The sequence below is a fragment of the Micromonospora sp. NPDC050187 genome, from assembly GCF_044459745.1.
Taxonomy (GTDB): Bacteria; Actinomycetota; Actinomycetes; order Mycobacteriales; family Micromonosporaceae; genus Micromonospora.
This window is the reverse complement of record NZ_JBITJH010000004.1, coordinates 293,709-307,454: the sequence shown is the minus strand read 5'-3', so window position 1 is coordinate 307,454 and position 13,746 is coordinate 293,709. Positions and strand designations below refer to the sequence as shown.

The following is a 13,746-nucleotide window of genomic DNA, read 5'->3' as shown; positions in this document are numbered from 1 at the left end:
ACGGGGTGGAGGGGGACGGTCAGGGCTGGTAGGCGAGCCACTCCAGCAGGCCGGTGGAGAGACCGGACCGGGCGGTGACGGTCAGCCGCAGCCGGGTGGTGCTGACGGTGCCGAAGGTGGTGACGTTGTAGGTGTTCCCGGCGACCGGGCAGGACGACTGTCCCGGCACCGGCACGTAGCCGCTGCCGTTCCAGTACTGGACCTGACAGGAGGCGGGCAGGTCGATGCCCTGGTCGTCGTCGAACCAGTAGGTGGCGATCCGGTTGACCTGACGGGCCGAGGGCCAGGTGTACTCGACCCACTGGGTGCCCTGCTGCGGCCAGTTGCCGTACGCCAGGTTGCTGCGGTCGGCCGAGTTGGCCGGTACGCCGCCGTTGTTGAGCGCGGCGACGCTCTCCCACGGGGAGACGTACGAGGTGGTGGCGGTGGCCGAGGGGGCCAGGTTGGTGCCGGCCGGCGGTCCCGGCGTGCCGCCGCCGGGGTTGGGCGGCGGGCCGGTGGTGGTCTGGACGACCTTGCGCATGGTGCCGTCGGCGTTGAAGTGCAGCAGGTCCACCGCGACCGAGCGGCGGAAGTTGCCGCCGCCGGGGGCGTCGGCGTTGTGGTAGACGATGTACCACTGGCCGTTGAACTGGACCACCCCGGCGTGGTTGGTGGTCGAGGAGACCCGGTCGAGCACGACGCCCCGGTGGGTCCACGGGCCGAGCGGGCTGGTCGCGGTGGCGTAGCGCTGGCAGGCGTAGGCCGAGTCGGTGACGCAGCCGTTCGTGTCGTTGGCGGCGTACATCAGGTAGTAGAGCCCGTTGCGCTTGAACATCCAGGGGGCTTCCCAGAAGTTCGTCAGCCCCTGCGGGGTGACCACCGGCCCGTCCAGCTCGATCATGTTCGGCTTGAGCTTCGCCGCGCGGACCCCCCAGTAGCCGCCCCAGTAGAGGTACGCCTGACCGTCGTCGTCGGTGAACACGGTGGGGTCGATGTTCAGGCCGGAGGAGTTGGGGGTGCTGTCGCTGACCAGCGGGCCGCCCTTGGCGTCGGTGAACGGGCCGAGTGGGCTGTCGCCCACCGCCACGCCGATGTCCATCCAGCCGGGGCCGCGCCCGTTGACCGAGGTGTACCAGTAGTACCGGCCGTTGCGGGGTTCGACCTCGCTGGCCCAGGCGTCCGCGCCGGCCCAGGGAAACGTGCCGACGCCGGCCCGCGCCCCGTGGTCGGTCCAGGTCGCCGCGTCGGTGGAGGAGAGCACCCGCCACTCGCGCATGACGAAGTTGTTGGTGCCGGTGGGCGCCTCGTCGCGGCCGGCGTAGACGTACATCGTGTTCCCGACCACCAGTGGGGCCGGGTCGGCGGTGTAGACGTGGGTGACGATCGGGTTGGCGGCGGGCGCGGGCGGGGCGGGCACGGTCACGGCGAGCGCCACGAGGGCGGCGGCGGTGACGGCGGAACGCCATCGTCCGGACACGGGTTCCTCCTACTGGCCGGTGGAGTGCAGGTCGGCCACCTCGGCGGCGGTCAGCGCGCGGCCGTACACGCGGAAGCTGTCGACCGCCGCGTCGAGGTGGGGGTCGGTGCCGTACTGCGACCGGCCGATCCAGTTCTGGGCGGTCGCGCCGAGCCCGGCGGGGCGGAGCGTCAGCGCCGGGTTGCGGGCCACCTCGACGCCGTTGACGTAGAGCACGCCCAGGTCGCCGGTCTGGGTGACCGCGACGTGGGTCCACGCGCCCACCGGCAGCGCGGCCGGCGCGTCGATGCGCTGTTCCGCGCCGGCCCCGCCGGTGGTGATCGCGAACCGCGCGGTCCCGGTGCCGCTGCGCGGGGTGAGGAAGAGGTACGTGCCGGTGCCGGAGCCGAAGTCGAAGATCCGCGTCCAGGTGCCGGCGGTGTCGATCCGGACCCAGGTGGCGACGGAGAACGCGGTCGCTCCGGCGAGAAGCCCGCCGGGCAGGACGACGTGCCCGGCGAGACCGTCGAGGTTGGCCCCGCCGCCCGTCCGGCCGCTGGTCCAGCCGGCCCCACCGGCGAGCGTGGCGGTCCGGCCGTTGCCGGTGGCGTCGGCGACGCTGGTGCCGCCGCCCTCGTCGAAGCGGTAGTGCGCCACGAACGGGGGCGGCGGCGGGACGTCGTCGACCCGCCAGTACACGGTGTAGCGCTGCCCGTGGATCTGGTGGAACGGCAGCAGGGTCACTGGTCCGGTGCTGGCGGTGGCCGTGTAGCGCAGCAGGCCGGCGGGACGGAGGCTGGCCGGGTCGAGGGTGGGCAGCGCGGTGAGGTTGGTCGTGCCGTACTGCCCGGCCAGCACGATCGGGCCGACCCGGACGGCCTGGACGGCGGCGTTGTCCGGGGTGGGTTCGCGGGTCAGCGCCATCGGCAGGGTGACGTCGACGGTGTCGCCGGAGGCCCAGGTACGGGTGATCCGGGCGTAGCCGCCCGCCGCCACCGGCGGCTGCGGCACGCCGTTGAGGCGTACCTGTGCGCCGGTGGCCCAGGCGGGTATCCGGATCCGCAGGTCGATCGCCCCGGACCCGGTGACGGTCAGCCGGGTGCTGCCCGCCTCCGGGAAGGTGGTCTCCTGCCGGACGGTGAGGCCCCGGCCGGGCCAGGTGAGCGTGGCGGCGACGAAGAGGTTGACCCAGAGCGTGTCGCCGGAGTGGAAGTAGATGCTGTCCTGGAGCTTGGTGTTGGTCTCCATGCCGGTGCCGTGGCAGCAGGTGAAGTTGTCGTAGTCGTTGCTGTAGGTCTTCAGGCCACCGGCCCGCAGCGGCACGAAGTAGCAGTGGAACCCGTGCGCGGAGTTCGGGTTCTGCGCGCCCAGCAGGTGGTTGTAGAGGGCACGTTCGTGGTAGTCCACCAGCTCGACCCGGGTCGGGTCGGTGCGGAAGAGCTGCCGGGTGAGCTTGAGCATGTTGTACGTGTTGCAGCACTCGCAGGTGGAGTCGGAGAGTTCGCTGGCGATCCGGTTCGGGGCCTTGAAGTACTCGCCGTTGGAGTTGCCGCCGATGACGTAGCTGTGCCGGCCGACGACGATGTCCCAGAAGTTGCGGGCGATGTCCCGGTACCGGGTGACGCCGGTGGCGTGGTATTCGCGGATCGCGCCGAGCACCTTCGGGATCTGGGTGTTGGCGTGGTAGTTGACCAGCGCGTCGGTGTTGGCCGCCAGCGGGTCGAAGATCTCCGCGTGGTCGAAGTACTGGGCGGTGGTGAGGTGCTCGGGGTCCCCGGTCAGCTGGTAGAGGTTGGTCAGTACCTCGTTCATGCCACCGAACTCGGTGTCCAGCATGTTCTGCCGTTGGGCGTGGGTCAGCCGGCTGTTGCGCAGCCGCACCCACGCGGCCTTGCGGATCAGCACGGCCAGCGCCTGGGCGTTGCCGGCGAGCAGGTGCATGTCGAGCAGGCCAGCCATGATCTTGTGCAGGGTGTAGTAGGGCGCCCAGACCTGCTGGCGGGCCTCGACCCGGTCGATGAAGCTCTCCGGGTACGCCGACAGGTAGCCGGCGTTGAACCCGGCCGTGGTGGCCCGGTCCTGGCAGGCGGCGAGGGCCGCGACCAGGTAGTCGCCCTTGTCCTTGAAGGCGGTCTCCCCGGTGCTGGCGTACGCCTGGGCCAGCGCGGTGAGCAGGTGGCCGGTGGAGTGGCCGCGCAGTTCGGTGCCCGGTGACTCCCACCCGCCGCAGGGGGTGGCGGTCGAGGGCAGACCGACCGTGCGGCGGAACATGTGCAGCAGCCGGTCGGGGTCGAGGAACCGCAGGTAGGCGTGGGTACGGGCGGTGTTGGCCTGGAACGGCCCGGGGTGGAGGGTCACGGCCCCCAGCGGGAAGGGGTGGGCCGCGACGCCGGTGTCCGGCCGGGCGGTGGGAGCCGGTGCGGAACCGGCGGCAGGGGTCGGAGCCGGTGCGGAGCCGGCGGCGGGGGCGGCGGGTCGGGCGGTCGCCGGGCCGGCGGCGGACGCCGTCACGGCGGTCGCCGCCGTGGCCGCGCCGGCCGCCAGGACGGCACGCCGGGACAGGGGTGGACGGGACATGCGCGTCACCTCTTCAGCGGTACGGGTGGTGGGCCGGCCCGTCGGGCGCAAACGCCCGGCGGGCCGGTGGTTCAGAGGCCGTAGCGGCTCTTCAGGTGCCGCCACCAGTCGCGGAACATCCACGCGTCGAACTCGGTGATGGCACTGGCGGAGCCGGCCTTCATCAGGAACCCGCCGACACCGCTCGGCGACCAGTCGTAGAAGTCGTCGAGGCCGAAGGTGTGGCCGATCTCGTGCAGCAGGATCGTCATGTTCTCGGCGTTGATGTTGTTGACGAAGTACTCGCTGCCCATCCGCTGGCCCCAGTCACCGCCCGCGCCGCCGCCCATCCCGGCGGTCAGCCAGAGCGACTGGTCGTAGTGGCGGGCCGCGCCGCCGGGACAGTTGGGGTACTGGCCGTTCTGGTTGAAGAAGCGCCCGCACCCCTCGGCGCACTGCGGGGCGTTCTCCCGGATGTCGTTCACGTAGATGTCGACGGAGGTGTCCGACCACTGCAACTGGGCCCGGTCGCGCACCGCCCAGCCGACCACCTTGATCGGCACGCTGGCGTACGGCCAGTTGTTGTGGCCGACCATCACGTCCATCCACTTCTTGTACTGGCGGGCCAGGGTGGCGTGGATCTGGTCGCGCAGCGCGGCGGAGACGCTGGCCGGGGAGTCCCAGCGGACGCAGAAGTTCAGGCTGCCCCGGTTGGCGAAGACCTGGTCCCAGCCGTAGTTGCGGAAGCCGTACAGGTTGGGATAGGTCGCCTCCTGGTGGGCCCAGACCTCGCCCAGCGGGGTGACCAGGTTGCCCGGCGGGTTCCAGCCGGTCGGCGGGTTACCACCGGGCGGGTTGGCGTGCGCCTTGATCTCCAGCAGCCCGACCGAGCCGGCGCCGCTGTCGAGCAGCACCCGCAGCCGGCTGGTGCTGACCGCGGTGAAGGTCACCAGGTTGTAGCGGTTAGCCGCCACCGGATACCCGGAGGCACCCGCCACGTCCTGGTAGGAACTGCCGTTCCAGGACTGCACCCGCCACGCGGCAGGCAGCCGGACCCCGCCGTTGTCGTCGAAGAAGTAGACCTCGACCGCGCGGATCGTCTGGTCCGCGGTCCAGGTGAGCTGCGCCCACTGCTGGCCCTGGTTGGGCCAGGTTCCCCAGCGCGGGTTGGCCGCGTCGTTGGACGATGTCGGGTCGATCCCGTCCCGGATCGCCGCGACGCTCTCCCACGGCGAGGTGTACGACGCGCTCGGCGTCGCCGTCCAGGCCAGGTTGTCCCCGGGGGCCGCCTGGGCGGCCCCACCTCCGGTCGTCCCGACGGCGACGAGGCTGAGGCCGGCGGCCATCAGCCCGGCCGCCACGGGTGCGACGAATCGTCTCCAGAACTGTCCCATCTGGTCTCCTTGATCGAAGTTTGTCGATTTATTTGTCCCGGACCCGCCCAGGTCCCGCGGCCCATCGCGGGTGGTCCGGGATCAGCCCTTCACCGCACCGGAGGCGAACCCCCGGACATAGCTGCGCTGGAGGAACGCGAAGAGGAGCAGGCACGGCACGGCCATGAAGACCACGCCGGCCTCCAGCGCCGCGTAGTCGATCGAGCCGTGGCTCGCCGTGCGCATGTTGACCACCGCCAGCGTGGCGGTGAACCGGTCGGTGGAGTTGAGCAGGATCAACGGCGCGAAGAACTCGCTCCACGAGGTGAGGAACGCGAACAGCGCCACCGTGACCAGCCCCGGACGGACCGCCGGGAGCAGGACCCGGAGCAGCACGCCCACGCTGCCCGCCCCGTCGACCTGGGCGGACTCCTCCAGCTCCCGGGGCACGGCCTCGAACGAGTTGCGCATCATGAAGACGGAGAACGGCAGCTGGAACATGATCAGCACCAGGCTCAGCCCGACCAGCGAGTCCTCCAGGCCGATCCAGCCGAGCAGCACGTAGAGCGCGATCAGGATGGTCGCGTACGGCACCATCAGGATCGCCAGGGTGAGCAGGAAGAGCAGGTCCCGCCCGGGGAACCGGAAACGCCCGAACGCGTAGCCGCCAAGCGTCGCGACCAGCAGCGTGCCGCCGACCGTCAACGCGCTGACCGTCACGCTGTTGACCAGGTGGTACGGGCGGATGCCGTGGTCCGAGGTGAACAACCGGTCGTAGTTCTCCAGACCGAACCCGGTGCCGGTGCGCACCGACGCCCACCCGCTCCACAACAGCGGGAACAGGAACAGGATCGCCAGCGCCGCGCCGGTGACGGGGAATCCCCACCGCGAGGCCGTCCGGGAACCGGTCATGGTCGTGCGCCCCTCACTGGGAACGTCGGCGCAGCGCGCCGAGCTGGACGACATTGACGACGAGGAGGACGGCGAGCAGCACCACCGAGATGCCCGCCGCCGAACCGAGGTCGAGGCGGACGAACGCCTCGCGGTAGATCACCATCACCAGCGAGGTGGTGCTGTTGTCCGGCCCGCCCCGGGTGAGGATCCAGAACTGGTCGAACGCGAGCAGCGAGCCGGTCACCATCAGGGTGAGCACCAGCGCGACGGACGGCCGCAGCAGCGGCAGCGTGATCCGCCGGAAGGTCTGCCAGCGGGACGCGCCGTCGAGCCGGGCCGCCTCGTAGACCTCCAGCGGGATCGCCTGCAACCCGGTCAGCAGGATCAGCATGTTGAACCCCGCGAACCGCCACAGCACCAGCAGCACCGTCGAGCCGAGCGCCGAGCCGGCGCTGCCGCTGGTCAGGGAGACGTGCCCGTCGACCACCCCGAGCCACCGGAGCAGGTCGGTGACCGGGCCGATCTCGTCGCTGAGCAGACCCAGGAACAGCAGGGAGGCACTGGCGAAGCCGACCGCCATCGGCAGGACCACCGCGGCGCGGAGGAAGCCCACCCCGCGTCGGCGCTGTTGCAGCAGCAGGGCCAGTCCGAGCGCGACCGCGAACAGCAGCACCGTCATGATCAGCGTGTACCGCAGGGTGAACCAGGCCGCCGACCGGATCAGCTCGTCGTCGGCGACTTCGGTGTAGTTGTCCGGGGCGTTGCGGATCGGCGTGCCGAGCAGCGGCCACCGGTGCAGCGACATCCAGCCGACCAGGACCAGCGGGACGAGGAAGAACATCCCGACCACGAGTGCCGTCGGCGTGGCGTAGGCGATGCCGGTCAGGGCCTGCCGCCGCGAGCGCGACCACCCACGGCGCGACCGGCCACCGGGGCGGGACGTGGTGGCCCCCGGCCGGTCGGCGGCGGTCGACGGGGGCAGCACCGTGGTGGGCATCTGTTCCTCCGGTCCGGGGAGGGCGGACCCGCGACGCCGGACGAGCACGCCGACGGTCGGGACCGCGGGGCGGGTCAGCCCTGCTGGAGTGATCTGGTGATGGCCGTGTTGCCCTCGGCGAGCGCGCGGGGGGCGTCCCCGAACAACGCGCCACGGACGGTACGGAGCCAGGGGCTCTGCGGGTCGTTGAACGAGGCGTTGAAGTTCTCCGCGTACGGCGTGCGCCCCCTGGCAACCAGCCCGTTGATCAGCGTGAGCCGCGGGTCGGTCGCGGAGTACCGGTTCACCGCCAGGTCGGTGCGGGTGGGCACCCCCTTGTTCTTCGCGACCACCTCGACCTGCGCCTCCTCGGACATGGTCCAGGCCAGGAAGTCCCAGGCCTGGGCGGCCCGGTCACTGGTGGCGCCGATGCCGATCGCGTCCCCGCCGACGAAGGTCGACTCACCGCCGGTCAGGCCGGGGATCGGCGCGACCCCCATCGACACCCCCTTGGACTCGATCATGCCGAGCCACACCGAGGGACCGGGGGCGATGCCGACCCGGCCGGCCTGGAGCGCGCCGAGCCACGTCGGGCCGGCCTCGTCCCGGGAGGCGGGCGCGGCGACCCCCTCCTCGTAGAGGGAGCGGTAGAGCGCGAACACGTCGGCCATCTCCGGGGAGTCGATCCGGGCCGTCCGCCCCTCGGCGTCCAGGACCTCGCCGCCGGCCGCCCAGACCGACGGCCAGAACGTGAACTCCACACAGCCGCCGCAGTTGCCGCCGAAGTAGGTGCCGTGCACGTCACCACCGAGCCGGTCGATGGCCCGGGCGTGTTCGGCGAACTCCCGCAGCGAGGTCGGCGGTCGCTCCGGGTCGAGTCCGGCCCGCCGGTAGAGGTCCTTGTTGTAGAGCATCACCGACATGTCGATGGTGTGCGGGACCGCGTAGTTGCGGTCCTTCCAGGTGCCGGCGCGCACGTGGGCCGGAGCCACCCGGTCCCGTACGTCGAGCCCGGCGAACCGGTCGGTGAGATCGGTCCAGAGCCCCTGCGCGGCGTACTGCGCGGCGAACACCACGTCGGCGGCGAACAGGTCGGGCAGCGCCCGGGCACCGGCCGCCGAGGCCAGCTTCGCCGGGTACTCCTCGTTGGGGTACGCGGTCACCCGCACCTTGTTCCGGTGCGTGGCGTTGTACGCCTCGGCGTACGCCCGGGAGACCGACTCGGTGGCCGCCCTGGTCCAGAGGGTCAACGTGGCACCGTCGTCGACCCCGGCCGGGCCGGTGGCCGACGGTGGGTCGTCGCCGCCGCAGGCCGCCACGGCCGTCGCCACGATCGCCGCCGTCAGCACGGCGACAACTCGAAGACCTCGCGGTCCCATCGGTCTCTCCTTCCGCCGGAAGCGGGATAGCCGAACACGTCCGAGGGCGGCCGGGCCGCCGGTTCAGGTCACCGGCAACCAGACCCGCATGGTCGCCGGGCCGCGCCGGGCCCACCGGTGGTACGGCAGCAGTCGAAGCTCAGCCAGCGGCTCGTCCCGCCTCGGCGGGGACTCCGGCCCGTACGGCCAGGTCCCCTCCCCCACGGTGGTGAACCGGGCCCGGACGCGTACCCCGCCGTCGGCGTCGACCGGGACGCTCCCCGGATCGACCCGCAGGGTGTCGAGGTCCTCGTCGGCGAGCGCCTCGGCGCAGAACACCACCGGCCCGCGTTCCACGGCCAGACAGCCGCGTACCGCGTCGATGCGGGGGTCGGGGTGGGTGAACCGGGGTCGGACCGGCAGTTCCAGCCGGACCTCGTCGCCGACGGCGAAGACGTGCCGCACCGTGACCGGGCCGGGCGGGGCCGGGCGGCGGCCGGTCGGGGTGACCAGCACCGCCCCGGTGGCCCACTCCGGCACCCGCAGGGTGAGCGGGAAGCCGCCGCCGTCGGTCGCGGTCACCCGCACGGTCACCACCCCGTCGTCGGGGTAGCCGGTACGCATCCGCAGCGCCACCCGCCGGCCGTCCGGCAGCCGGGTGTCGACGTCGGCGTCGGCGTACTGGTGGATCCGAAGCCCCTCGTCGTCGGCGGTGACCAGGTAGGTCGCGAGGCTAGCGAGCAGCCTGGCGACGTTGGGCAGGCAGCAGGACACCTCGAACCAGGGGGCGCGCGGGCCGCCGCCGAAGCCGAGCTGCTGCTCGTCGGTCGGCACGTCCACCGTCCGGGTGCGCTGGTGCAGGGTGTTGGCGTAGAAGAAGGCCCGCCCGTCGTCGCCGACCGCCGTGGCGACCACGTTGTAGAGGATGCGTTCGATCACGTCGGCGTACCGGCTGGCACCGGTGGCCAGCAACAGTCGCCAGGCGAGCATGATCGCGGCGACCCCGGCGCAGGTCTCCGAGTAGGACCGGTCGGGTGGGAGGACGAAGTCGTCGCCGAACGCCTCGTCCATGTGCCGCGAGCCCATCCCGCCGGTGAGGTGGGTCCGCCGGGCCAGCGTCCGGTCGAACTGGGCGGCGACCGCCGCGAGCAGTTCCCGGTCGCCGGTCTCGACCGCCACGTCCACCGCCCCGGACGCCAGGTAGAGAGCGCGGACCGCGTGCCCGCGCAACACGGTGGCCTGCCGCACCGGGACGTCGTCGCTGTAGTACGACCAGCCGAAGTGGTGCTGGGGCAGGCTCTGGTGCCCGCGTCGCCGCACGAACAGGCCGGCCTGGTCGAGATAGCGCTGCTCGCCGGTGAGCCGGGCCAGCTCGACCAGGGCCGGCTCGATGTTCGGATGGCCGCAGATGCCCCACGTCCCGTCCGGGCCGAACGTGTCGCAGACATGGTCGGCGGCGCGGCGGGCGATGTCGAGCAGTGGCCCGTCGCTCCCGGTCCGGGTCCGCGCGACGGCGGCCTGGAGCAGGTGGCCGGTGCAGTACAGCTCGTGGCCGGAGGCGAGGTCGCTGTAGCGGGGCCGCTGGCCCGGACCGCCGAAGGCGGTGCCCAGGTACCCGTCGGGGGCCTGGGCGGCGGCGATCAGCTCGGTCAGCTCGGTGACCTCCCGGTCGCGCTCGGTCGAGGCGGTGCGACCCACCTCCCAGGACATCGCCTCGACGAGCTTGTAGACCTCCGAGTCGGAGAACTCCCGCCCCCGCCGGTCGACCTCGCCGGCACCGGCCCGGGCGGCGGTGAAGTTGCCGGTCCAGCCGAGCTTGTCCATCCAGGACCGTCCGTGGTCGAGGGTCGCCCCACCGTTGACCCGCTGCCGGGTAGCCCAGAAGCCGTCCACCACACGCGCCTCGCCGAGGCCGAGGGGCCGCAGCGCACCGCGCGACGGCACCACGGGACGGCCGCCGGTGGGATCGGTACCGGGCGAAGCCTTCGTCATTTGCCCCTCCGCCAGCTCGTGAGTGACCGGGGTCACCGGGGGTGTTGAGGCTACGATGGACTACGAAAAGCTTTTCGGCAATACATCTTTGTCTATGGATCACTATCTCGACTGCTGGTGTTTCCGGATGTCGGGCACTACTGTCCTCTGACCGGGCTGGTCGAAATGCAGTCGAAAGGATTTCGGTGGGCAGACAGCGATCCCGATCGGTGACCCTCAGCGACGTGGCCCGACTCGCCGGCGTCTCGGTCGCCACCGCCTCCAAGGCGCTCAACGCGCGCGCCGAGGTCGCGCCGGCCACCCGGCAACGGGTGCTCCAGGCCGCCGACGAGTTGTCGTTCCAGCCGAACGTGCTGGCCCGCGGTCTGATCTCGGGCCGCACCCGCACCATCGGGCTGCTCACCGACGAACTCGGCGGCCGGTTCTCCATCCCGATCCTGCTCGGCGCGGAGAACGCCCTCGGCAACGAGCAGATGTCGGTGCTGCTCTGCGACGCCCGGGGAGACGCGATCCGGCGTCGGCACTACATCCGCGCGCTGCTGGCCCGGCAGGTCGACGGGTTCATCATCCTCGGCGACAGCAACGACGTGCGCCCGTCCCTCACCCGGGACATCCCGGTCCCGGTGGTCTACGTGTACGGCGAGTCGAGCGATCCCGGGGACCTGTCGGTGCTCGCCGACGACGAGGGCGGCGCACGACTCGCCGCCGAGCACCTGGTCGCGCTGCGCCGCCGCCGGATCGCGCATATCACCGGGCCGGAGAGCTACCGGGCCGCCCGGGACCGGTTCACCGGGCTGTGCGCGGTGCTGGCCGAGCACGGCCTCCCGCTGGCCGGGGGCCGGCCGTGGTACGGCGAGTGGACCCAGCGCTGGGGACGGCACGCCGCCCGGACACTGCTCGCCACCCATCCCGAGGTGGACGCGATCTTCTGCGGCAGCGACCAGATCGCCGCCGGGGTGACCCACTCCGTCCTCGCACTCGGCCGGTCCGTCCCCGACGACGTCGCGATCGTCGGCTACGACAACTGGGAGGTGTTCGCCGCCGACTGCCACCCCCCGCTGACCACCGTCGACCTCAACCTCGAACAGCTCGGTGCCACGGCGGTGACGCACCTGTTCGCCGCCCTCGACGGGCGGCTGGAGCCGGGGGTGATCCGGCAACCGTGCCGGCTGGTGGTCCGCGAGTCCACCGGCCCCCTCCCGGTCCGGGGCTGACCACCGGCGGGACGTTTGCCCCGGCCGACGACGGGAAGGCCGACCCGAGCCGTCGGAGGGAGATGACGTCGATGAAGGCCGTGGTCTACCAGGGTCCCCGCACCGTCCGGGTCGAGGAGGTGCCGGACCCGAGGATCGAGGCACCCACCGACGCGATCGTCCGGATCACCACCACCAACATCTGCGGTTCGGACCTGCACATGTACGAGGGCCGCACGTCCGTGGCGGAGGGCACGATCCTCGGCCACGAGAACATGGGCGTGGTGCAGGAGGTCGGCAACGCCGTCGACCGGATCCGGGTCGGCGACCGGGTCTCCGTGCCGTTCAACATCGCCTGCGGCACCTGCCGCAACTGCCTGCACGGCTGGACCAGCTTCTGCCTGCGCACCAACCCGATCGAGGGAATCGACGGCGCGGCCTACGGCTATGCGAACATGGGCCCGTACCACGGGGGTCAGGCCGACTACCTGCGGGTGCCGTACGCCGACGTCAACCTGCTGCACCTGCCGCCCGGCACCGAGCACGAGAACGACTTCACCATGCTGTCGGACATCTTCCCCACCGGCTGGCACGGCACCGAACTCGCCGGCCAGCGTCCCGGCGACACGGTGGCCGTCTTCGGTGCCGGTCCGATCGGTCTGATGGCCGCCCACAGCGCGCTGATCCGGGGTGCCGCCCGGGTGTTCGTGGTCGACAAGGAACCCGACCGGCTCGCCCTGGCCGAGAAGATCGGCGGCATCCCGGTGAACTTCGCCGAGGGTGACCCGGTGGCGCAGATCATGGACGCCACCGACGGAGCCGGCGCGGACTGCGGGGTCGAGGCCGTCGGCTACCAGGCCCACGACCCGTCCGGCGAGGAACACCCGGAACTGGTGCTGGACAACCTGGTCAACTGCGTCCGCTCCACCGGGGGCATCGGCGTGGTCGGGGTGTACGTGCCGCAGGATCCGCGCAGCCCCGACCAGCGCGGACGGGAGGGGCGCATCGGCTGGCAGTACGGCACGTTCTTCAGCAAGGGCCAGCACATGGGCACCGGCCAGTGCCCGGTCATGCGGTACAACCGCCAGCTCCGGGACCTGATCATCAACGGTCGGGCGAACCCGTCCTTCCTGGTCTCCCACGAACTGCCGCTGGACGAGGCCGCCGACGGGTACGAACGGTTCGACCGGCGGGAGGCGGGCTGGACCAAGGTGCTGCTGCACCCCGACGGTTCCTGAGCCCCCGCCCGGCCGGCGCGAGACCAGCCGGGGTCAGCGGGATCCGCAGCGGGCCAGCAGCCGGGCGATCTCCGCCGGCACCTGGTCCGGGCCGCGCAGCGACCTGCTGAAGGGCAACCGGACGTCGCGGTGGCCGGTCGCGGACTCCAGGCGGAGGACGAGCCCGCACCGGTCCAGCCGGAGCGGGTGGATGCGTCGGGCCTCCCGTCGCAGGGCGGCCGGAACCAGCCGGGCCAGGGTCCACACGGTCTGCTGGTGCTGGTCGCCCAGCCGCCGCAGCAGGTCCGCCTCGTCGGCGGCGAGTGGATCGGGCCGCGCGGCGGCGAGGTCCTCCGGGGCGACCGGAGCGTCGCCGTCGGCGTCGACCAACTCGGCGGTGACCAGGTCGAGGCGGGCGACCACGTCGACGGCACCGGCATCCACCACGGTCAGCCAGCCGGCCAGTGTCGCCCGGGACCGGACCCGGTCGCGCATCGGGACCGGGGCGAGGCCGGTGACCTCGACCTGCGCGGCGACCTCGCCGGCGGCGAGGAGGTGCCGGGCGATGCGACTGTCGGCGGGCAGCGCCAGGCGGAGCCGGCCGTCCTGGTCGACGGTGTGCCGGCCGGCCAGGTCGGCGCGGTGGTCGGGGGTCCGCAGGGTCAGCGACTCCGTGCCGGCCAGCAGGGTGCGCAGCCGTTCGGCGGCCCGGTCGGCCACCACCGTCTTGCCCGCCACGTCGCCTCCAA

Annotated in this window: 10 protein-coding genes; 2 read left to right on the top strand and 8 right to left on the bottom strand. The window is 72.2% G+C overall.

Going from position 1 to position 13,746, the window contains the following annotated elements; translation table 11 throughout:
- Positions 1-19: 19 nt before the first annotated feature.
- The 7 genes from ACIBJE_RS09215 to ACIBJE_RS09185 form a co-directional block, all read right to left on the bottom strand.
- The gene (locus ACIBJE_RS09215; RefSeq protein ID WP_396745353.1) at positions 20-1,459 is read right to left on the bottom strand and encodes a glycoside hydrolase family 43 protein; all 1,440 of its coding nucleotides are present in this window, start codon (positions 1,457-1,459) and stop codon (positions 20-22) included.
- Between the two features lie 9 nt (positions 1,460-1,468).
- Positions 1,469-4,015 carry a beta-L-arabinofuranosidase domain-containing protein gene (locus tag ACIBJE_RS09210; protein ID WP_396745350.1) on the bottom strand — a complete coding sequence of 849 codons (2,547 nt, stop codon included), beginning with the start codon at positions 4,013-4,015 and terminating at the stop codon, positions 1,469-1,471.
- Positions 4,016-4,086: 71 nt separating this feature from the next.
- Positions 4,087-5,388, bottom strand: coding sequence for a cellulose-binding protein (locus tag ACIBJE_RS09205; RefSeq protein WP_396745347.1), 1,302 nt, complete (start codon positions 5,386-5,388; stop codon positions 4,087-4,089).
- A gap of 81 nt (positions 5,389-5,469) precedes the next feature.
- Positions 5,470-6,279, bottom strand: a complete 810-nt coding sequence (locus ACIBJE_RS09200; protein WP_396745344.1) for a carbohydrate ABC transporter permease — start codon at positions 6,277-6,279, stop codon at positions 5,470-5,472.
- Between the two features lie 13 nt (positions 6,280-6,292).
- The gene (locus tag ACIBJE_RS09195; RefSeq protein WP_396745341.1) at positions 6,293-7,258 is read right to left on the bottom strand and encodes a carbohydrate ABC transporter permease; all 966 of its coding nucleotides are present in this window, start codon (positions 7,256-7,258) and stop codon (positions 6,293-6,295) included.
- 74 nt (positions 7,259-7,332) lie between these two features.
- On the bottom strand, positions 7,333-8,616 hold the full coding sequence (locus tag ACIBJE_RS09190) for an ABC transporter substrate-binding protein (protein WP_396745338.1): 1,284 nt from the start codon (positions 8,614-8,616) through the stop codon (positions 7,333-7,335).
- 63 nt (positions 8,617-8,679) lie between these two features.
- Complete coding sequence (locus ACIBJE_RS09185) at positions 8,680-10,587, bottom strand: glycoside hydrolase family 127 protein (RefSeq protein WP_396745335.1); 1,908 nt, start codon at positions 10,585-10,587, stop codon at positions 8,680-8,682.
- 209 nt (positions 10,588-10,796) lie between these two features.
- Between ACIBJE_RS09185 and ACIBJE_RS09180 the strand changes: the two genes are divergently transcribed.
- Positions 10,797-11,801 (top strand): LacI family DNA-binding transcriptional regulator, encoded by a 1,005-nt coding sequence (locus ACIBJE_RS09180; RefSeq protein WP_396745332.1) that lies wholly within the window; start codon positions 10,797-10,799, stop codon positions 11,799-11,801.
- Positions 11,802-11,872: 71 nt separating this feature from the next.
- Positions 11,873-13,018: a glutathione-independent formaldehyde dehydrogenase gene (locus ACIBJE_RS09175; RefSeq protein WP_396745329.1), complete on the top strand. Its 1,146-nt coding sequence runs from the start codon at positions 11,873-11,875 to the stop codon at positions 13,016-13,018.
- A gap of 33 nt (positions 13,019-13,051) precedes the next feature.
- On the opposite strand, the gene ACIBJE_RS09170 is transcribed toward ACIBJE_RS09175, so the two are convergent.
- Complete coding sequence (locus tag ACIBJE_RS09170; protein ID WP_396745326.1) at positions 13,052-13,735, bottom strand: DUF2470 domain-containing protein; 684 nt, start codon at positions 13,733-13,735, stop codon at positions 13,052-13,054.
- Positions 13,736-13,746 lie beyond the last annotated feature (11 nt).

Excerpts from the sequence above, each read along its gene's own strand:
- ACIBJE_RS09185 (WP_396745335.1), bottom strand. The coding sequence starts at position 10,587 with ATGACGAAGGCTTCGCCCGGTACCGATCCCACCGGCGGCCGTCCCGTG.
- ACIBJE_RS09175 (WP_396745329.1), top strand. The coding sequence starts at position 11,873 with ATGAAGGCCGTGGTCTACCAGGGTCCCCGCACCGTCCGGGTCGAGGAG.
- ACIBJE_RS09210 (WP_396745350.1), bottom strand. The coding sequence starts at position 4,015 with ATGTCCCGTCCACCCCTGTCCCGGCGTGCCGTCCTGGCGGCCGGCGCG.
- ACIBJE_RS09205 (WP_396745347.1), bottom strand. The coding sequence starts at position 5,388 with ATGGGACAGTTCTGGAGACGATTCGTCGCACCCGTGGCGGCCGGGCTG.
- ACIBJE_RS09200 (WP_396745344.1), bottom strand. The coding sequence starts at position 6,279 with ATGACCGGTTCCCGGACGGCCTCGCGGTGGGGATTCCCCGTCACCGGC.
- ACIBJE_RS09195 (WP_396745341.1), bottom strand. The coding sequence starts at position 7,258 with ATGCCCACCACGGTGCTGCCCCCGTCGACCGCCGCCGACCGGCCGGGG.
- ACIBJE_RS09190 (WP_396745338.1), bottom strand. The coding sequence starts at position 8,616 with ATGGGACCGCGAGGTCTTCGAGTTGTCGCCGTGCTGACGGCGGCGATC.